The following is an 18,088-nucleotide window of genomic DNA, read 5'->3' as shown; positions in this document are numbered from 1 at the left end:
AAAGCGACAATCCCCCGTGGGGGTGTCATGAGCAGGCACTCATGACCAGCGGATCAGTGGAACCACTCCTGCGCCCGGATGTCCCGCAGCGCCTGCCGTCGGACCTCTGGTTCGAGCGTCATCACGTAGACGGTGCCGTCCAGGTGGTCGACCTCGTGCTGCAGCGCCTCGGCCATCAGCCCGGTGCCCTCGAGCACCACCTCGGCGCCGTCGACGTCGACGCCACGGACCTTGGCGTACGGGTGCCGCCGGGTCGGGTAGCCGAGCCCGGGGACGGACAGGCACCCTTCCTCCATGAGCTCGGGCTCCCCCGAGACCTCGACGACCTCGGGGTTCAGGACGTACCCGACCTCGCCGTCGACGTTGTACGAGAACGCGCGGAGTCCGACACCGATCTGGGGCGCGGCCACACCGGCGCGGCCGGGCTCCTTGACGGTGTCGATCAGGTCCTGCACGAGGTCGCGGACCCCGCTCGACCCGAGTGCCGCCGGAGCGATCGGGTCCGCAGGCGAACGGAGGACGGGGTCGCCGAACAGGCGGATGGGACGGACGGTCAATTTACTGCAGCACCACCAGGAGGTCGCCGGCGTCCACCTGCTGGGTCGCCGGGATCGCGAGACGGCCGACGGTGCCCGCCACGGGCGCCGTGATGGCCGCTTCCATCTTCATCGCCTCGATGCTCGCCACGGCCGCTCCGGCCTCGACGACGTCACCGACGGCGACCTTGAGCGTCACCACACCGGAGAACGGCGCGGCGACGTGCTTCGGATCGGACTTGTCGGCCTGCTCGGCGACCTTCGTCTCGACCTCGATCGACCGGTCGCGGACCGAGACCGGGCGGAGCTGCCCGTTCATCGTGGCCATGACCGTTCGGATGCCCTTGTCGTCGACCTCGCCGATCGCCTCGAGCCCGACGAACAGGTTGACGCCCTTGCCGAGCGGCACGACGTGCTCCTGCCCGGGGCGCAGCCCGTACAGGTAGTCGACGGTCGGCACCACGGACAGGTCGCCGTACTGCTCGCGCACCCGCTCGAACTGGGCCGTGGGCTGCGGGAACAGCAGCCGGTTCAACGCCTGCTGGCGCTCGGGCCCCTGGGCGTCGAGGTGCGCGCGCTCGGCGTCCGGCACCGGGGTGATCTCGAGGCGGACGTCGCGGCCCGCCAGGACCTTCGTCCGGAACGGCTCCGGCCAGCCACCCGGCAGGTCACCGAGCTCGCCGGCCATGAACCCGACGACGGAGTCCGGGATGTCGTACTTGTCCGGGTTCTGCTCGAAGTCGGCCGGGTCGGCGTTCACCGCGGCGAGCTGCAGCGCGAGGTCACCGACCACCTTCGACGACGGCGTGACCTTCGTCGGGCGTCCGAGGATCCGGTTCGCCTCGGCGTACCAGTCCTCGACCTGCTCGAACCGGTCGCCCAGGCCGAGCGCGATCGCCTGCTGGCGGAGGTTCGACAGCTGACCACCGGGGATCTCGTGCTTGTAGACCCGACCCGTCGGACCGGGCAGCCCGGACTCGAACGGGGCGTAGGCCCGACGGACCGCCTCCCAGTAGGGCTCGAGGTCGCCGACCGCGTCGAGGGACAGTCCGGTGTCGCGCTCCGTGTGGGCCAGGGCGGCGACCAGCGCGGACATGCTCGGCTGGCTCGTCGTGCCGGCCATCGGCGCCGAGGCGACGTCCACCGCGTCCGCACCGGCACGCGCGGCGGCGAGGAGCGTCGCGAGCTGCCCACCGGCGGTGTCGTGCGTGTGCACGTGCACGGGCTGGTCGAAGCGCTCGCGCAGCGCGCCGACGAGCTTCTCGGCGGCGCCGGCGCGGAGCAGGCCGGCCATGTCCTTGATGCCGATGACGTGCGCGCCGGCCTCGACCATCTGCTCCGCCAGGCGGAGGTAGTAGTCCAACGTGTACAGGTCCTCGGCAGGATCGAGGAGGTCGGCGGTGTAGCAGAGCGCCGCTTCGGCGACGGCCGTGCCGGTCGCGAGCACTGCCTCCAGGGCCGGTCGCAACTGGCTGACGTCGTTGAGCGCGTCGAACACGCGGAAGACGTCGACGCCCGTGGCGGCGGCCTCGGCGACGAACGCGTCCGTCACCTCGGTCGGGTACGGGGTGTAGCCGACCGTGTTGCGGCCGCGCAGCAGCATCTGGATCGGGATGTTCGGCATCGCCTCGCGCAGCGAGGCCAGGCGCTCCCACGGGTCCTCGCCGAGGAACCGGAGGGCGACGTCGTACGTCGCACCGCCCCAGGCCTCGACGCTCAGCAGCTGCGGCGTCAGCCGCGCGACGTACGGTGCGACCGCGACGAGGTCCTTCGTGCGGACGCGGGTGGCGAGCAGCGACTGGTGCGCGTCCCGCATCGTCGTCTCCGTCACGGCGAGCCGGGTCTGGGCACGGAGTGCCTTCGCCCACTCGGCCGGACCCTGCGCCAGCAGCAGGTCGCGCTGGCCCTCGGGCACCGGGGCGCTGAGGTCGAGGGCGGGGAGCTTGGCGCTCGGGTCGGTGACCAGCGGCGACCGGTCACCGTTCGGCTTGTTCACCGTGACGTCGGCCAGCCAGTTGAGGACCTTGGTGCCGCGGTCCTTCGACACGTGGCCGCTGAAGAGCTGCGGACGCTCCTCGATGAACTTGGTCGAGACATCGCCGCGGGCGAAGTCCGGGTCCTCGAGCACGGCCTGCAGGAACGGGATGTTCGTGCTCACGCCGCGTATGCGGAACTCGGCGAGGGCACGCTTCGCACGGGCGACGGCCGTCGGGAAGTCGCGTCCGCGGCACGTCATCTTGGCGAGCATCGAGTCGAAGTGCGGGCTGATCTGCGCACCGGTGGCGACCGTGCCGCCGTCCAGACGCACGCCGGCGCCGCCCGGGCTGCGGTACGTGGTGATGCGGCCGGTGTCCGGCCGGAAGCCCTGCGTGGGGTCTTCGGTCGTGATGCGGGTCTGCAGCGCGGCCCCGTGCACGGAGACGGTGTCCTGCGACAGGCCGAGGTCGGCGAGCGACTCGCCCGAGGCGATCCGCATCTGCGACTGCACCAGGTCGACGTCGGTGACCTCTTCGGTGACGGTGTGCTCGACCTGGATGCGCGGGTTCATCTCGATGAAGACGTGCTGACCCTCGCGCTCGCCCTCGGTGTCGAGCAGGAACTCGACGGTGCCGGCGTTCACGTAGCCGATCGAGCGGGCGAAGGCGACCGCGTCGCGGTGCAGGGCCCGGGCGACGGCGGGGTCGAGGTTCGGCGCCGGGGCGATCTCGACGACCTTCTGGTTGCGGCGCTGCACGGAGCAGTCCCGCTCGAACAGGTGGATAGTCCCCGCCTCGGTGCCCGTCGCGTCAGCGAGGATCTGCACCTCGATGTGCCGCGGCCGGATCACCGCCTGCTCGAGGAACATGGTCGGGTCGCCGAACGCGCTGTCGGCCTCGCGCATCGCTGCTTCGAGCGCTGCACGGAGTTCGGGCTTGGTCTCGACCCGGCGCATGCCACGGCCGCCACCGCCGGCGACGGCCTTGGCGAACACCGGGAACCCGATGGCGTCGGAGCCGGCGATGAGCTCCTCGATGTCACGACTCGCCGGGGTGCTCGCGAGGACCGGCACGCCGGCCGCGATCGCGTGCTCCTTCGCGGTCACCTTGTTGCCGGCCATCTCGAGCACGTGTTCGCCCGGACCGATGAAGGTGATGCCGGCTGCGGCGGCCGCGGCGGCGAGCTCCGGGTTCTCGGACAGGAAGCCGTACCCGGGGTAGATCGCGTCGGCGCCCGACTCGCGCGCCACGCGGATGATCTCGGAGACGTCCAGGTACGCCCGGACCGGATGGCCACGCTCACCGATCAGGTAGGCCTCGTCGGCCTTCAGGCGGTGCAGGGAGTTCCGGTCTTCGTAGGGGTAGACGGCGACGGTGCGCGCCCCCAGTTCGTACGCGGCACGGAATGCGCGGATGGCGATCTCACCACGGTTCGCCACGAGGATCTTGCTGAACACGACGTCCCTTTCAGCCCGGGTTGAGGTGAGACAACCCTAGTGGCGGTAACGTTGCTGATCGTGCATGTACTCAGCGTGAGCTCCCTCAAGGGCGGTGTCGGCAAGACGACGGTGACGCTCGGCCTGACTTCGGCCGCCTTCGCCAAGGGACTGCGCACGCTGGTGGTGGATCTCGACCCGCAGTCCGACGTCTCCACCGGCCTCGACATCAACCTCGCCGGACACCTCAACGTGGCCGACGTCCTCGAGAACCCGAAGGAGAAGATCGTCCGTCAGGCGATCGCCCCCTCCGGGTGGACGAAGGGTTCGCAGGGCAAGATCGACGTCATGGTCGGGTCGCCCTCCGCGATCAACTTCGACGGGCCGCACCCCTCCATCCGCGACATCTGGAAGCTCGAAGAGGCCCTGGCCAACGTCGAGCAGGACTACGAGCTCGTGCTCATCGACTGCGCGCCGTCGCTGAACGCCCTCACGCGCACCGCGTGGGCAGCGTCCGACCGCGTCACCGTCGTCACCGAGCCCGGCCTGTTCTCCGTCGCCGCAGCCGACCGTGCGCTGCGGGCCATCGAGGAGATCCGCCGCGGTCTCTCGCCCCGCCTGCAGCCGCTCGGCATCATCGTGAACCGCGCCCGCGTCCAGTCGCTCGAGCACCAGTTCCGCATCAAGGAACTCCGCGACATGTTCGGGCCGCTCGTCCTGTCGCCGCAGCTGCCCGAGCGCACCTCGCTGCAGCAGGCGCAGGGTGCCGCGAAGCCCCTGCACGTGTGGCCCGGCGAGTCTGCGCAGGAGATGGCGAAGAACTTCGACCAGCTGCTCGAGCGCATCATGCGGACCGGCAAGATCGGCCCCTACGCCGACGGTTCGGGTGCCGTAGGCGCGTAGGTCGCTGCCGCGCGGGCGCGACGCGCTGCTCACGTCCGCCGAGCGGTCACCAACTGTCGGCCGACCGCCGCGCGGACGACGGTTCGTGACCACTCGGCGACGCGCACACGACGGTTCGTGACCACGCGCCGACTGCCAGGAGGCCCGTCTCTGCCCCGGCAGACACGCCCGGCCCCGGCTCGCCCAGCGGTCACAACATCCCGCTCACGTCCGCCGAGCGGTCACCAACTGTCGGCCGACGGCCGCGCGGACGACGGTTCGTGACCACTCGGCGACGCGCACACGACGGTGCGTGACCACTCGGGACGATCCCCGGGACGAGAACCTGGTCAGGAAGCGCGGGAAGCGCGGCGCGCGGCGAGCTCGTCGGACGGGTCGGCCGCCGCGGAGGCGTCGAGCTCGACCAGGGAGGTCTCGACCTCGCGCAGGACCTTGCCGACCGCGATGCCGAAGACACCCTGACCGCGGGACACCAGGTCGATGACCTCGTCGTCCGAGGTGCACAGGTAGACCGAAGCGCCGTCGGACATCAGGGTGGTCTGGGCGAGGTCGGACACGCCCGACTCGCGGAGCTGGTTCACGGCGGTGCGGATCTGCTGCAGCGAGATGCCGGTGTCGAGCAGGCGCTTCACGAGCTTGAGCACGAGGATGTCGCGGAACCCGTACAGGCGCTGGGAACCGGAGCCGGCAGCGCCGCGGATGGTGGGCTGCACGAGTTCGGTGCGTGCCCAGTAGTCGAGCTGGCGGTACGAGATGCCGGCTGCACGTGCGGCGACGGTGCCGCGGTAGCCGTTCTGCTCGTCGTGCTCGGGGAGGCCGTCGGTGAAGAGCAGCCCGAGGTCGTACCGCGTCGTGTCCGACTCGGTGCCTGGGGTGTCGTTCCCACTCATGCGCTTGCCTTCCACGACGATCGAGCTCCCACCCGAAGGTTCAACGACGGGTTGAGAGTTGTTCCGAGGTCAACGGTAGCGACTCCGACCGCTCCCGCGCGGGACATCCGACTCGGCGCGTCCGGCGTGTCGAGGATACGCCCCACCCACTGACGCACAAGCCCCCGCGGAGCACCGGAACGGATCATGCGTCGAGACGACCGATCGCCGCGCGGATGAGGCTCGAGCGGATGACCTCGAGCTGGACGGCGATCTCGCGTGCGAGTTCCGTGGCCTTCGCCCGTGACGTCGCATCACCCCGGCGGGACACGGGCATGAGCGCGGATTCGATGAGTCCGACCTCGCGCTCGGCGGTGCTGCGGAGCGTGCGCAGGTGCCGCGGCTCGATGCCGGTCCGCTGCAGCTCGACGAGTGCCTTGAGGACGAACACGCTGTCCTCGCCGTAGGTCTCGGTGGCGGGCAGCAGTGATGCGGAGACCGCGTCGGCCAGGAGCATCGGGGACGCGCCGGCCGCTCGGGCCGTTTCGTCACGGGTGTACCGACGCTCGCGCCCGAGGATCGAGGGACGTGGGGCGTCCCCACCGCCCGGCAGCACGGGCTCGCGCCCGGCGTCGAGGTCGGCGAGGTAGTCCTTGATGATCTTGAGCGGCAGGTAGTGGTCGCGCTGCAGACCGAGGATCACCCGGAGGCGGTCGACGTCGGCCGCCGAGAACTTGCGGTACCCGCTGGCCGTGCGGATCGGCGTGACGAGCTCGCGCTCTTCGAGGAAGCGCAGCTTGGAACTCGACAGGTCCGCGAACTCGGGCTTGAGGCGAGCGAGGACCTGCCCGATCGTGAGCAGGTCCGGTGCCGCTGACCCCGCCCGGGCCGCAGCGGACCGTGCGGCCACTACGCGTTCGCCAGGCGCGCCAGGTCGACCCGGGACGCGTAGAACGTCAGACGGAACTTGCCGACCTGGACCTCTGCCCCGTCGGTGAGCGGTGCTTCGTCGATGCGGTCACCGTCGAAGTACGTGCCGTTGAGCGAACCGTTGTCCTTGACGGTGAACGCCGTGCCGTGTCGCAGGAACTGCGCGTGCTTGCGCGACACCGTGACGTCGTCGAGGAAGATGTCGGCGTCGGGGTGTCGACCGGCCGTCGTGACGTCGGAGTCGAGGAGGAACCGCGCACCCACGTTCGGACCGCGGCGCACGACGAGCAGCGCCGATCCGGACGGCAGGGCGTTGACCGCCTCGCGCTCTTCCGCTGAGACACCGGACTCGGCGGTGAGCGCCGCGCCCATGTCCATGCTGAAGGTCAACGTGGTGTCGACCAGCCGCTGCTCCGGGGTCTTCTGACCGTCCGGCTGCGGGACCACTGGATCTGGCATCGGTGGACCTCCTCCTCTTGGCCCACCAGCGTATCGGAAAGGAGGGCTCCAGCGGCAGCCCCGAACTGGGCCTGTGGACGATCGTCCGCGGTGCGCGAACGCGCGGTCCGGGTTCAGCGACCGCGCGCGAGCAACCAGAGCAGGTACGGGGCGCCGACGACACCCGTCACGACGCCGACGGGCAGGGCGTTGCCGGGGATCGCGAACTGGGCGATGAGGTCGCTGCCGAGGGTGATCGCCGCTCCCACCGCGGCGGCCGGTCCGAGGGCGACGCGGCCGCCGCCGACGAGCCGACGGGCGATCGGCGCCGCCATCAGTGCGACGAACGACACCGGCCCCGCCGTGGCGACCGCAGCGGCGGTCAGGCACACCGCGGTGAGGAGCAGCAGCACCTTCGCGCGGTCCGGCCGGAGCCCGAGGGCCGCCGAGACCTCGTCGCCGAGCGTCAGGACGGTCAGGCGCGACGACTGCAGCAGGGCGAGCAGGAACAGCACGACGAACGCGACGCCGAGCACGCCGACCAGGTTCCGGTCGACTGCGTTCAGGCTGCCGGACAACCACAGCAACGCGGTGCCGGCCTGGGTGACGGTGCCGCTGGTGAGCATCCACCCCGTGATGCTCAGGCAGATCGCCGAGACGCCGATCCCGACGAGCACGACCCGGTTGCCGGTGATCCCCCGCCGCCAGGCCAGTCCGGCGATCACGATCGACACCACGACCGCGCCGACGAGCACGACCGAGAACAGGGTGCCGCCGGACGCCCCGAACAGCACGATCGCGGTGAGACCCGCAGCACTGGCACCCGAGGTGATGCCGATGACGTCCGGGCTCGCGATCGGGTTGCGGACGACGCTCTGCACGATGGCGCCCGCGACCCCCAGGCTGGCGCCGACCAGGACCGCACCGAGCACCCGGGGGCCGCGCAGCTGTCCGATGACGAAGTCCGAGATTCGGTCGCCCTGGCCGAACAGCGCGCCGACCACCTGCGCCGGGGTGAGCGGGATCGAGCCGACCCCGAGACCGACGAGCATCAGCGCGACGAGCACGACGACGACGGCCGCCAGGACCACGAGCTCGCGCCGGGCACCGACGAGCTCGTGCCGGACACCGACCGACCGACGGACACGACTCACAGGCCCCGCACCGCCCTCGACCGCACGAGCGCGATGAACACCGGCGCACCGATGAGGGCCGTGACGATGCCGACCTGCAGCTCCCCCGGGTACGCCACGACGCGACCGATGACGTCGGCCACCAGCAGCAGTGCCGGCGCGACGATCGCGGACAGCAGGATGGTCCACCGGTGGTCGGGGCCGCTCAGCCGACGGACGGCGTGCGGCACGGCGAGCCCGACGAAGGCGATCGGCCCTGCGGCGGCCACGGCCGAGCCGGCGAGCAGCACGGTCACGAGTCCGCCGACAGCCCGGACGAGCACCACGCGTTGCCCGAGCGACGCCGCGAGCTCGTCGCCGAGGGCGAGGGTGTTCAGCGAGCGGCCCAGGCCGAACGCGATCGCGAGACCGATCAGCACGGGCGCCGTGATGATGCCGGCGGTACCGAGGTCCTTGCCGGCGAGGGCACCCACCTGCCAGAACCGCAGCTGGTCGAGCAGGCTCGCGTTCGTGACGAGCACCGCCGTCGTGATCGACGACAGCGCGGCGGCGACTACGGCACCGGACAGTGCGAGGCCGACCGGCGACAGTCCGCGCCGGGCGACGGCGGCGATCCCGTAGACGAGCAGTGCGGCCAGGGCAGCACCGAGGAAGGCGAACGGCAGGTAGGCGGCCGTGCCGCTCACCCCGAAGAGCGCGATGCCGGCGACCACGGCGAGGGCCGCCCCGGAGTTGATGCCGAGGACGCTCGGGTCGGCGAGCGGGTTGCGGGTCAGGCCCTGCATCACCGCGCCGGCGACACCGAGGGCGGCACCTGCGAGGAGCCCGACGACGGTTCGCGGGACACGGTTGCCGAGCACGATCAGCCCGACCTCGTCGTTCCGCCCCGGGTGCAGGACGGTGTCGAGCACGGTGTGGAGCGGGATCGGCCGGGATCCGTAGGCGATCGACAGCGCGCACGCCACCGCGAGGACGACGACGGCCAGCACGGTCGCCCCGACCAGACGGGAGACGGAGGCGGGCGCCGGTGGCGCGGACGTGGAGGAGCGCATGGGAAGTAAGGCAACCCTAACGCCCGAACCCCACTCGGCGTCCCCCGAGCAAGCCCGGAGCAGTCGCTGGGTCCGTTCATAGGCTCGTCATTGGATCGCCGCCTGTACTGGTCTCCATCGACACCCGCCCGGGTCGTCGAGGGACGACCGGAGAGCACCGATGAACGAGACCCCGAACCCCGCCGCCGACGCCGACCGCGAGCACGACGAGCAGGGCACCGCCCGGACCGACGGCACGCAGCAGCAGCGGCAGCAGCAGGCGTACGGGATGAGCTGGGAGGCACCCCACGCCGACCCCGCCACCCTCCGTCCGGCCTACGCCTTCGACGGCTCCGGCCCGTACCTGTACGGCCCGGACGGCTCCGGCCCCTACGCGTACTCCCCCGACGGCCGCGGCCCGTACCTGATCGGCAGCCCGGCGCTCACCGGCACCCACCACGCCTGGGCGCACACCGCGGCGACGGCGAACCACCCGGGAGCGGGCACGAAGCGCCCGCGTCGCCTCGGGCTGATGATCGGCTCCGGCATCGCGGCCCTCGCGATCGTCGGCGCCGCCGGCGGCACGGCCCTCGGCCTGTCCTCGCAGAGCACGACCACGACGTCGAGCCAGTCGCAGGGCACCACGACGCTGCCCGACACCGGCAGCGGCACGGGCAGCAGCGACGGCACGAACGGCTTCACCGTCCCCGGAGACGGCAGCGGCACCGACGGCAGCGGAACCGACGGCAGCGGCACCACGGGCAACGGTACCGACGGCCGCACCGGCACGAGCACCGAGTCCGCCGCCACCGCAGCGACCGCAGCCCAGAAGAAGGGCGTCGTGACGATCAACACCGTCCTGAACTACGACGAGTCCTCGCAGGCGGCCGGCACCGGCATGATCCTCAGCTCGAACGGCACGGTCCTGACGAACAACCACGTCATCCAGGGCGCCACGAGCATCACCATCACCGACGAGACCACCGGCAAGGAGTACAAGGCGGACGTGGTCGGCACCGACGCCACGAACGACGTCGCCGTCCTGAAGCTCGAGGACGCCTCCGGCCTGTCCACCGTCACGCTCGACGACGACGGCGAGCCGAGCACCGGTGACACCGTCACCGACGTCGGCAACGCCGAGGGCACGGGCAACCTCGTCGCCGCCGAGGGCACCGTCACGGCCACCGACCAGGACATCCAGGTGCAGAGCGAGTCCGGCACCGGGACCGAGTCGCTGTCCGGTCTGATCGAGATCGCGGCGAACATCGTCTCCGGCGACTCCGGCGGCCCCGTCGTCGACAGCGAGGGCGAGGTCGTCGGCATGGCGACCGCAGCGTCCTCGGGCACCGCGGACGTCACCGGCTACGCCATCCCGATCACCACCGCGAAGGCGATCGCCGAGAAGATCCTGGCCGGGGAGTCCTCGAGCACGATCACCATCGGTCTGCCGGCCTTCCTCGGCGTCCAGGTCAGCAGCACCGCGAGCACCACTGGCGGCGTCGCTGTCGCCGGCACGGTCGAGGGTTCCGGTGCCGCGAGCGCCGGCCTGGCCGAGGGCGACACGATCACGAGCCTCGGCGGCAAGACGGTCACGACCTCGGACGAGCTCACCGCGGCCGTGCAGTCGCACTCCGTCGGCGACAAGGTCGTGGTCGGCTACACCGACAGCACCGGCGCCGCGAAGACCGTCACGGTCACCCTGACCGCCGGCCCGGCCGCCTGAGCGGAAGCAGAAGCGCGAGCGAGCGCCGGCCCGGCCGCCTAAGCGGAAGGCAGCAGCGCCCGCACCACCGACCGGTACACGTTCGCCGGGGAGTCCGTCTGGAAGACGGTCTCCCCGGCTTCCGTCTTGCCCACGCGGGCGAAGCCGATCCCCTCGGCGCGAACGATCGTCACCGGCTTCGGCTTGCCCGGTCGACGCAGGTACGACACCGTCCACGGCGCCGCCCAGAAGCGCGCGAGCCGCGGGTCCGCCTCGACGAGGGCCTCCGGCAGGTCCGGTGCGTCGGAGCCGCCGGCCAGCCGGCGGCCGAGCAGGTGCCCTGGGAGCGACCCCGTGCGGAACGGGAAGGTCCACGTCGGGCCGATGCCGAGCCTCCCGGCCGTCAGCGCGACCGCGCGATCCGGCGTGACGGACGCGACCACTGCGCCCGCCTCGGCGGTCCCGTCCACGACGGTCTGCGACCAGGCCTGGAGGCGCGACTCGCCACCGTCTGGCAGGTGCTGTTCCAGCGTGACCGGCTGGGCATCGCCCTGCCACGGCTCGAGCAGGGTCTGCGTCGACTCCGGCAGCGTGCCGAGTCGGCCGACGAGGCCCGCTTCGATGAGTTCGCGGCCCGCCGCGGTGCGGAGGAGCGTCGGGTTCCACCGGCGTCCGGCGAGGCTCTTGAGCGTGCCGACCGCGTCGGCGCTCAGGCGGGGGCCGTCGAGCTCCGGGCCGGGCGCCGGGGTGGGCAGCGGCTCGAGGTCGCGCTCGGGGCGGACCGGGGACGGCTCGGCGGCGCGGACGCTCTCGAGGACCGCGAACACGAGCTCGTCGGTCTCGAGCAGGCGTGCCAGGGGGCGTTCGATCGTCAGGTCGACGCGGTGCCGCCCGGTGACGAAGAGCAGGTGCGCACCCGCGACGTCGCCGTGTTCGTCGGGACGCACGTACTCGACCAGGCGCGCGGGAGCCCCGGCAGCGGTCCAGGTGTCGCAGCCGACGAGCAGCAGCCCTTCGACGGAACCGGGCAGTCTCGCGAGGAGGCCCGTGTTCTCGTCGCCGATCGCGCGGTCGCTGGGTCGGGATCGGACGGTGAGGACGATGTCGTCGCCGGTGACGCGCAGGTCCGCCTGGGCAGAGTCCTCGCGGCGCCACTGGTCGGGGCGGCGGAGGGTGAGGCGGGCGGTGCGGTCCTCGGTGCCGAGCGGGACGGGGACTGCCATGGCACGAGGCTACGTCGGGTGCGGGCTGCGGAGGGGTGCGGCTCGCCGTGCGCGCGCGGGCGGGTGCGTGCGCTTCGCACGGTGCGGGTCTCGTCGCCGGGTGCGAGGTTGGCGGCCCCGTGCAGCGCAGCAAGCTCGCACCGAGCAACCTCGCTCGCACGGCCCGACCAACCCTGCACCGTGCGGCCACGACCAGCGCCGCACGAACCTCGCACGGTGCGAGGTCAGCGGCGGGGCGCGCGCGCGGGTGGGGGCGGTGGGACGGGCTTCGCGGCGACGACGTCGGCGAGCCGGACCTCGACCGGGCCGCGGCGGGTGGCGATCGTCACGGTGTCGGGGGTGCGGGCGACGAGGTCCCCGAGGGCGTCCTGTGCGCCGTCACCGTGGTGCGCCCGGACCACGAGCCGGTCCCCGATCGCGGCATCGTGCAGGACCCCGAGCGCGCGGGCCCGCGCGATCGCTGCCTGTTCCCCGGTGCTCACCCGCCCAGCGTAGGGGCCGCCTAGAGTGAGGGGATGGCCAAGGCTCGCGTGGACAGCTGGATCTGGGCGGTGCGGATCACCAAGACCCGCTCCGCTGCGACCGCCGCGTGCAAGGCCGGGCACGTCCGGGTGAACGGGGAGCGCGCGAAGCCCGCACAGCCGATCGGCCCCGGCGACGAGGTCCGGGTGCGGCAGAACGGCTTCGACCGGATCGTCGTCGTCACGGGCATCATCCTGAAGCGGACGAGCGCGCCCGAGGCCGCGAAGCACTTCGAGGACAAGACCCCACCGCGGCTGTCCAAGGAAGAGGCGGGGTTCGTACCGATGCGCGACCGCGGTGCCGGGCGTCCGAGCAAGCGGGAGCGCCGCGACCTCGAGAAGCTCCGCGGCTACTGACGCCCGTCACTAGACGAAGCGGACGGTCTGCTGCAGGCGGTCGCGGATCTCGAACACGTCGACCGATCCGGGTGGGGACCACACGCCGTTCAGCACCTGCCCGAGCGCACTGCGGCGGACGACGAGGGCGGTCGGCTTCTTCGGGGAGCCGACGAGCTGCACGTCGACCTCGACCGCGGAGTCCGGCACGACGAGCAGCCGGCCGGTGAACCGCACCCGGGTCTGCTTCTGCACGGCGCGGGCGGCGCGGACGAGTTCCTTCACCGGACGCTCGCCGGGCGCCAGGGTCTCCCCGACGATGTCGCCGTGCTCGACCCGGACGGGGGCACCCCAGTCGATCGACTCCACGGCCCAGAGCCCGCTCGGGGTCAGGACGGCGTGGTCGAGCTTGCCCTCGGCCCCGGCGTCGAGGTCGTGCCAGACGGTGACGCCGATGCCCATGTCCGAGACGATCGAGGCCGTGGCCTCTTCGGCGAGCGCCTCGCCGAGCAGCCGTCGGATGTGTCGGGGTGCGGAACGGATGAGGGTGGGGTCGTAGGGGTCCTCGATGGGGTCACCGAGTCCGACCCATTCGCGTTCTGCCTGCAGGAAGACCTCGCGGGAGCGTCCGCCGGGGTGTCCGTGGGACCGGGCGCGGGGGCGGGTGTCGCGACGGGATGACGGGGGTGCGTAGGCGTCGCGGCCGGTGTCGGGCCTCCCGGTCGACGAACCGGACGCACCGGACGCGCTGAACGGACCGGCGCCGCTGCTGCTGAACGAGCCGCGCGAGCCGGCGTCGTAGGCGCGGCGCGCTGCGGGCGTGCCGATGCGTTCCCAGGCGAGCTGGACGCGGCGGAAGTGCTGGGCGTCGCCACCGAGGTCGGGGTGGGATTCGCGTGCCGCGCGCCGGTAGGCGCGGCGGAGCGCGTCGTCGTCGGCGGTCGCGGGGACGCCGAGGACTTCGTACGGGGTGGCGTCGGCCGGGCTGTCGGTCATGGCCCTGCGACATTACCCGAGGCAGGGTACGAGTCCGCCGCGTGGTTGCTGGGGACGGCCTGGAGGGATGGGATGCGCTCGACCCCACCGGCTGCGGTCAGCGGCTGGTCGCCTCCACCACCCCGAACGCGACGGGCGCGTCGAGGAACCGCGCGTACCGGGCGGCGGCCGCCTCGAGCGCGCGCACCGAGGCGTCGTCGAGTGCCGCGAAGGGTGTGACGGTGACGGCCACCCCGCTGGCGCGATCGGTCCGCTTCCAGGTGCCGACGACCCGCCCGCGGACGACGGCCATCGGCAGGAACATCCCGTTGGCCCCCGGGACGAGCCGGTCGGCGTGTGCGGGGTCGAGCTGGGCGGAGCGGTCGGCGTACCCGAGCAGGTACTCGTCGAACCCGGGCAGCAGGTGGCCGGTGGGTGTGCCGCCGGTGGTGGGTCGGTCGGCGAGCGCGAGGAGTCCGTCGCCGAGGTCCTCGACGGTGTCGCCGGCGGCGGCTCGGGCGCGGCGGAGGTCGCCGAGCGGGAGCTTCGTCCAGCTGGCGGCGTCGGCCTCGGTGGCGGGGCCCCGGCCGCGCAGGTACCCGAGCAGGACCCGGCGGAGTGCTTCGTCGCGGTCGGGGACCTCGGCGAGCGCCGGTGCCCACTCGTCGAGGAGCACGAGTCCTTGGCCGACGCGGGCGGTGGGGCCCCAGGCGACGAGTCCCTCTTGCGAGAGCTGCAGCAGCAGGTGGTAGCCACGGCCGGCGGTGGGGTCGATGCCGGCGGCGCGGTACTCGTCGAAGAGTTCGTCGCGGACGAGGGCGCGGCGGCCGGACAGTGCGGCGACGGTGGTGTCCCGTGCTCGGGCGAGCAAGGGCTGGTCGATGCCGAGTTCGGTGGCGCGTCGGGCGATGCTGCGCAGGGTCCGTTCGGCGGTCAGGGAGAGCAGGAGCCGGAGGTCGTCGGGGCGCATGGCGTGCAGGGTGCCCCGCATCGGCCAGGAGCGGACGAGCTCGCCGCGGTCGAAGGCGGCGCGGACGTCGTCACGGGTGGCTCCGGGTGCGCGGACCCCGATGGCCCAGAGGACCTGGCCGAGGTCCGGCCCTGCACGGCGGTCATCCGTTCGACGGCCGCGGTGGGGCTGAGGCCGGGGACGGCGATCCCCTGCGCGGCGAGCCGCAGCGTGCGGAGCTGCGCAGGGGTCGGGGTCACGCGACGGCGGCGGCGATGGCGTCGGCGTGCTGCTCGATGTAGGCGACGTCGGCCCGGTACAGGTCGGCGTGCCCGTGCGCCAGGTCGCTGACGAACTTCGGGTTGCCGGCGGCGGCCTCGGTCTCCATGGTGGTGACCATCGCGACGAGGGACGCGGCCATCGTCTCGGCGAGGACGCTGCGGGAGCGGTCGTCGAGGTCGTAGGCGCGGCAGAACTCCGCGGCACGGGCGAGCCGGTCGTCGAGGTCCGGGGCGGTCATGCCCTCGACGGCGCCGGTGGTGAACGGGGCGAACCGGTACACGGCACTCGCGACGTCCCAGACCCGGGGACCGGGGTGTGCGGTGTCGAAGTCGATGAGCCCCACGGCCTGGATGCCGTCGTAGACGCAGTTGTACGGGGCGAAGTCGCCGTGCACGATCGTCTCGACGGGGGTGCGTTCGGCCTGTGACCAGCAGTCGCGCGCCCCGTCACGCGGGAACGTGGTCGCGGCGTCGTGGAAGTGCCGGAGCAGTCGTGCGCTCGTGACGAGGGCGGCTTCGCTCGCGACGTCCTCGGTCCACGGGTACTCCCCCGCGACCCCGGGGACGAACGACACCGTCTCGAGGGTGTCGCCGTGCTCGATCGGTTCCGGTGCCGCGACGAACCCCTGTTCGTGCAGGTGTGCGAGCAGCCGGTGGACGGTCGGTGTCCACGGTCCGGCCGGGCGGTGGACTCGGTCGTCGGCCCTGGTGATCCGCTCCATGGGGAACCTCCTGTGTGTGCGTCTCCGTTGACGTCCGGCCAGCGTATCGACGTGTGCCGCCGCGTGTGACCCGGTGGTGTGAACAACACGTCACGTGACGGCATGCAGCGTTGCATGCAAGGGCGTACGATCGTTCACCGTGGAGCAGCACACGACGACCCAAGCCGCATCCGACCGCGCGTACGACCACGTCAAGCGGGCGATCATCCGCGGCGACCTCCCGGGTGGGACCGCGATCAGCGAGAACGCCCTGTGCCAGGAGATCGGGGTGTCCCGCACCCCCGTGCACGAGGCCTTTCTCCGCCTGGCCGCCGAGGACCTGCTCACCCTGGAGTCCCGCAAGGGTGCGGTGGTGCGCCCGATGTCCCCGAACGAGGCGGCGGACGTACTGGAGATGCGCGAGGCGATCGAGGCCACGGCGGCGACCCGCGTCGTGACCGACGGCCGCGTGGCGGACGTCACCCCGGGCCTCCAGGCCATGCTGGCGGAGCAGGAGCAGGCGGTCGCGACGGGCGACGTCGACCGGTTCATCGAGGTCGACGCGGCGTTCCACGGTGCGGTGATCGGCGCGTCGCGGAACGCGATCGCGGTGCGCTTCGCGCAGACGCTCCGTGACCGGCAGAACCGGCTCCGACACCAGCTGATGCGGGTGCAGCCGTCGCAGCTGCAGGCCTCGCTCGACGACCACCGAGCCCTCGCGGCAGCCCTGGCAGCAGGCGACTCGGCCCGCTACGCCGAGGTCCTGCACGCCCACGTCGCCTCACACCGGGGTGCCCTGTGAGCGCGACGGGGAGCATCCCCACCACCGGCTCACTGTCCGTCCCCTCGGCGCGCGTGATGCCCTGGGTCGCGGTGTGGGGCGCGGTGTTCGTCTGCTCGTGGGGCGGCAACCAGTTCTCGCCCCTGCTGCTCATGTACGAGGGCCGCGAGCACTACTCGTCGGTCGTCGTCAACGTCTTCCTGGGCGTCTACGTGCTCGGGCTCGCGCCGGCGCTGCTCGTCGCCGGGTCGCTGTCCGACCGGCACGGCCGCAAGCCCCTCATGCTCGCCGCCATCGTGTCCGCCGTCGTCGGCAGCGGACTGCTCGCGCTCGGACCGCTCGGCCCCGGGTTCCTGGCGGCCGGACGGCTGTTCTCCGGCATCACCGTCGGCATCGCGATGGCCGTCGGCAACAGCTGGGTGAAGGAGCTGTCGCAGGGACGCTTCGACCCCGCCGCCGACGCCGGGTCCGGTGCCCGCCGGGCCTCGCTGGCGTTCACGCTCGGTTCGGCCTCCGGCGCGCTGGTGGCCGGGCTCATCGCACAGTGGGGCCCGATCCCCGAGGTGCTGCCCTTCCTGGTCCACATCGTCGTCGCCCTGCCCTTCGCCGTCGTCGTCTGGCGCACCCCCGAGACCAACCGCTCCGGCGGGGTCCCCGGTCCGTGGTGGCGCCAGCTGCGGGTGCCGAGCGCCGGGCACCGACGGTTCACCCGGGTGGTGCTCGTCACCGCCCCGTGGATCTTCGGCTCGGCGGCGATCGGGTACGGCTACCTGCCGACCCGGCTCACCGGAGCCTCCGGCGCGTGGGGCCTGGTGTTCGCCACCGCCGCGACCGTCGTCGCCCTGGGGGTGTCCAGCGCGGTCCAGCCGCTCGCGCGGCGCGTGCACTCGCTGACCTCGGCCCGCGGACTCACGACGGCCCTCGCGTGCATGACCGCCGGCATCGCCGTTGTCGTCGTCGCGATCGAGCTGCAGTCCGTCGTGATCGGACTCGCCGCGAACGTCGTCATCGGCGTCGGGATCGGGCTCGCCCTGGTGTCGTCGCTGCTCGAGGTGCAGCGGATCGCCGGGTCCCGCGACCTGGCCGGACTGACCGGGGTGTTCTACGCGGCGGCGTACGCGGGGTTCCTGGCGCCGGCCGTGATCGCGGCGATCGCGAACGTGGTGGCGCTGCCGGTCGTCCTCTGGGTGATCGTGGGGCTCGGTGTCGTGTCGTGGTGCGCGGTGCTCGTGTCGTCGCGGCGGTACCTGCCGACGGCGTAGGGGCGCGGGGGCGCGGGCGTGCGCCGCACCGTGCGCGGTGCGTCAGTCCGTGCGACACCGGCCGCTCGGTGCGAGGTTGATGCGGCGCACGGAGCGATCAAGCCA

The 18,088-nt window shown here is 72.5% G+C and carries 16 protein-coding genes and 1 pseudogene; 5 read left to right on the top strand and 12 right to left on the bottom strand.

Annotation, left to right across the window (positions count from 1 at the left end):
• Positions 1-53 precede the first annotated feature (53 nt).
• The gene (locus EDF53_RS04440; RefSeq protein ID WP_123292453.1) at positions 54-557 is read right to left on the bottom strand and encodes a peptide deformylase; all 504 of its coding nucleotides are present in this window, start codon (positions 555-557) and stop codon (positions 54-56) included.
• Position 558: 1 nt separating this feature from the next.
• Positions 559-3,969 (bottom strand): pyruvate carboxylase, encoded by a 3,411-nt coding sequence (locus EDF53_RS04435; RefSeq protein WP_123292452.1) that lies wholly within the window; start codon positions 3,967-3,969, stop codon positions 559-561.
• Between the two features lie 60 nt (positions 3,970-4,029).
• Here EDF53_RS04435 and EDF53_RS04430 point away from each other — a divergent pair, with 60 nt between their 5' ends.
• Positions 4,030-4,851: a ParA family protein gene (locus EDF53_RS04430; RefSeq protein WP_123292451.1), complete on the top strand. Its 822-nt coding sequence runs from the start codon at positions 4,030-4,032 to the stop codon at positions 4,849-4,851.
• Between the two features lie 329 nt (positions 4,852-5,180).
• On the opposite strand, the gene EDF53_RS04425 is transcribed toward EDF53_RS04430, so the two are convergent.
• The 5 genes from EDF53_RS04425 to EDF53_RS04405 form a co-directional block, all read right to left on the bottom strand.
• Positions 5,181-5,741 (bottom strand): MerR family transcriptional regulator, encoded by a 561-nt coding sequence (locus EDF53_RS04425; protein ID WP_111085817.1) that lies wholly within the window; start codon positions 5,739-5,741, stop codon positions 5,181-5,183.
• A gap of 184 nt (positions 5,742-5,925) precedes the next feature.
• Positions 5,926-6,630 (bottom strand): MerR family transcriptional regulator, encoded by a 705-nt coding sequence (locus tag EDF53_RS04420; protein ID WP_123292450.1) that lies wholly within the window; start codon positions 6,628-6,630, stop codon positions 5,926-5,928.
• The gene (locus tag EDF53_RS04415; protein ID WP_123292449.1) at positions 6,630-7,109 is read right to left on the bottom strand and encodes an FHA domain-containing protein; all 480 of its coding nucleotides are present in this window, start codon (positions 7,107-7,109) and stop codon (positions 6,630-6,632) included. The genes EDF53_RS04420 and EDF53_RS04415 overlap by 1 nt, the downstream gene beginning before the upstream one ends.
• Before the next feature lie 113 nt (positions 7,110-7,222).
• Positions 7,223-8,242: an iron ABC transporter permease gene (locus EDF53_RS04410; RefSeq protein ID WP_260215207.1), complete on the bottom strand. Its 1,020-nt coding sequence runs from the start codon at positions 8,240-8,242 to the stop codon at positions 7,223-7,225.
• Positions 8,239-9,273 carry an iron ABC transporter permease gene (locus tag EDF53_RS04405; RefSeq protein ID WP_123292448.1) on the bottom strand — a complete coding sequence of 345 codons (1,035 nt, stop codon included), beginning with the start codon at positions 9,271-9,273 and terminating at the stop codon, positions 8,239-8,241. Before EDF53_RS04405 ends, EDF53_RS04410 begins: the two co-directional genes overlap by 4 nt.
• Before the next feature lie 160 nt (positions 9,274-9,433).
• On the opposite strand from EDF53_RS04405, the gene EDF53_RS04400 reads away from it, so the two are divergent.
• The gene (locus EDF53_RS04400; RefSeq protein WP_260215206.1) at positions 9,434-10,975 is read left to right on the top strand and encodes a S1C family serine protease; all 1,542 of its coding nucleotides are present in this window, start codon (positions 9,434-9,436) and stop codon (positions 10,973-10,975) included.
• 38 nt (positions 10,976-11,013) lie between these two features.
• Here the strand turns inward: EDF53_RS04400 and EDF53_RS04395 are convergent, their stop codons facing one another.
• Together EDF53_RS04395 and EDF53_RS04390 are read right to left on the bottom strand one after the other, a co-directional pair.
• Complete coding sequence (locus EDF53_RS04395; protein WP_123292447.1) at positions 11,014-12,177, bottom strand: hypothetical protein; 1,164 nt, start codon at positions 12,175-12,177, stop codon at positions 11,014-11,016.
• Between the two features lie 224 nt (positions 12,178-12,401).
• Positions 12,402-12,659: a hypothetical protein gene (locus tag EDF53_RS04390; RefSeq protein ID WP_260215205.1), complete on the bottom strand. Its 258-nt coding sequence runs from the start codon at positions 12,657-12,659 to the stop codon at positions 12,402-12,404.
• A gap of 33 nt (positions 12,660-12,692) precedes the next feature.
• On the opposite strand from EDF53_RS04390, the gene EDF53_RS04385 reads away from it, so the two are divergent.
• Positions 12,693-13,055, top strand: coding sequence for an RNA-binding S4 domain-containing protein (locus EDF53_RS04385; RefSeq protein ID WP_123292446.1), 363 nt, complete (start codon positions 12,693-12,695; stop codon positions 13,053-13,055).
• Between the two features lie 9 nt (positions 13,056-13,064).
• Here the strand turns inward: EDF53_RS04385 and EDF53_RS04380 are convergent, their stop codons facing one another.
• From EDF53_RS04380 to EDF53_RS04370, 3 genes and pseudogenes are all read right to left on the bottom strand, one after another.
• Positions 13,065-14,030: a DnaJ domain-containing protein gene (locus EDF53_RS04380; protein WP_123292445.1), complete on the bottom strand. Its 966-nt coding sequence runs from the start codon at positions 14,028-14,030 to the stop codon at positions 13,065-13,067.
• A 97-nt stretch (positions 14,031-14,127) separates the two neighbouring features.
• Positions 14,128-15,087, bottom strand: a pseudogene (locus EDF53_RS19230) (winged helix DNA-binding domain-containing protein); the annotation flags it as partial.
• 127 nt (positions 15,088-15,214) lie between these two features.
• A complete protein-coding gene (locus EDF53_RS04370) occupies positions 15,215-15,961 on the bottom strand; it encodes a phosphotransferase enzyme family protein (protein ID WP_123292443.1) in 747 nt (248 codons plus the stop codon).
• 139 nt (positions 15,962-16,100) lie between these two features.
• On the opposite strand from EDF53_RS04370, the gene EDF53_RS04365 reads away from it, so the two are divergent.
• Both EDF53_RS04365 and EDF53_RS04360 read left to right on the top strand, forming a co-directional pair.
• The gene (locus EDF53_RS04365) at positions 16,101-16,742 is read left to right on the top strand and encodes a GntR family transcriptional regulator (RefSeq protein WP_123292442.1); all 642 of its coding nucleotides are present in this window, start codon (positions 16,101-16,103) and stop codon (positions 16,740-16,742) included.
• Positions 16,739-17,983: an MFS transporter gene (locus EDF53_RS04360; RefSeq protein WP_221181186.1), complete on the top strand. Its 1,245-nt coding sequence runs from the start codon at positions 16,739-16,741 to the stop codon at positions 17,981-17,983. Before EDF53_RS04365 ends, EDF53_RS04360 begins: the two co-directional genes overlap by 4 nt.
• The last annotated feature ends 105 nt before the right edge of the window (positions 17,984-18,088 follow it).

Source organism: Curtobacterium sp. PhB78, from assembly GCF_003751685.1.
Classification (GTDB): domain Bacteria; phylum Actinomycetota; class Actinomycetes; order Actinomycetales; family Microbacteriaceae; genus Curtobacterium.
Note: the sequence above shows the minus strand (reverse complement) of the source record. Positions and strands in the feature narration are given on the sequence as shown.

Bases quoted from the DNA above. Each gene is read 5' to 3' on its own strand.
- EDF53_RS04425 (WP_111085817.1), bottom strand. From the start codon at position 5,741: ATGAGTGGGAACGACACCCCAGGCACCGAGTCGGACACGACGCGGTAC.
- EDF53_RS04415 (WP_123292449.1), bottom strand. From the start codon at position 7,109: ATGCCAGATCCAGTGGTCCCGCAGCCGGACGGTCAGAAGACCCCGGAG.
- EDF53_RS04405 (WP_123292448.1), bottom strand. From the start codon at position 9,273: ATGCGCTCCTCCACGTCCGCGCCACCGGCGCCCGCCTCCGTCTCCCGT.
- EDF53_RS04400 (WP_260215206.1), top strand. From the start codon at position 9,434: ATGAACGAGACCCCGAACCCCGCCGCCGACGCCGACCGCGAGCACGAC.
- EDF53_RS04395 (WP_123292447.1), bottom strand. From the start codon at position 12,177: ATGGCAGTCCCCGTCCCGCTCGGCACCGAGGACCGCACCGCCCGCCTC.
- EDF53_RS04385 (WP_123292446.1), top strand. From the start codon at position 12,693: ATGGCCAAGGCTCGCGTGGACAGCTGGATCTGGGCGGTGCGGATCACC.
- EDF53_RS04380 (WP_123292445.1), bottom strand. From the start codon at position 14,030: ATGACCGACAGCCCGGCCGACGCCACCCCGTACGAAGTCCTCGGCGTC.
- EDF53_RS04370 (WP_123292443.1), bottom strand. From the start codon at position 15,961: ATGGAGCGGATCACCAGGGCCGACGACCGAGTCCACCGCCCGGCCGGA.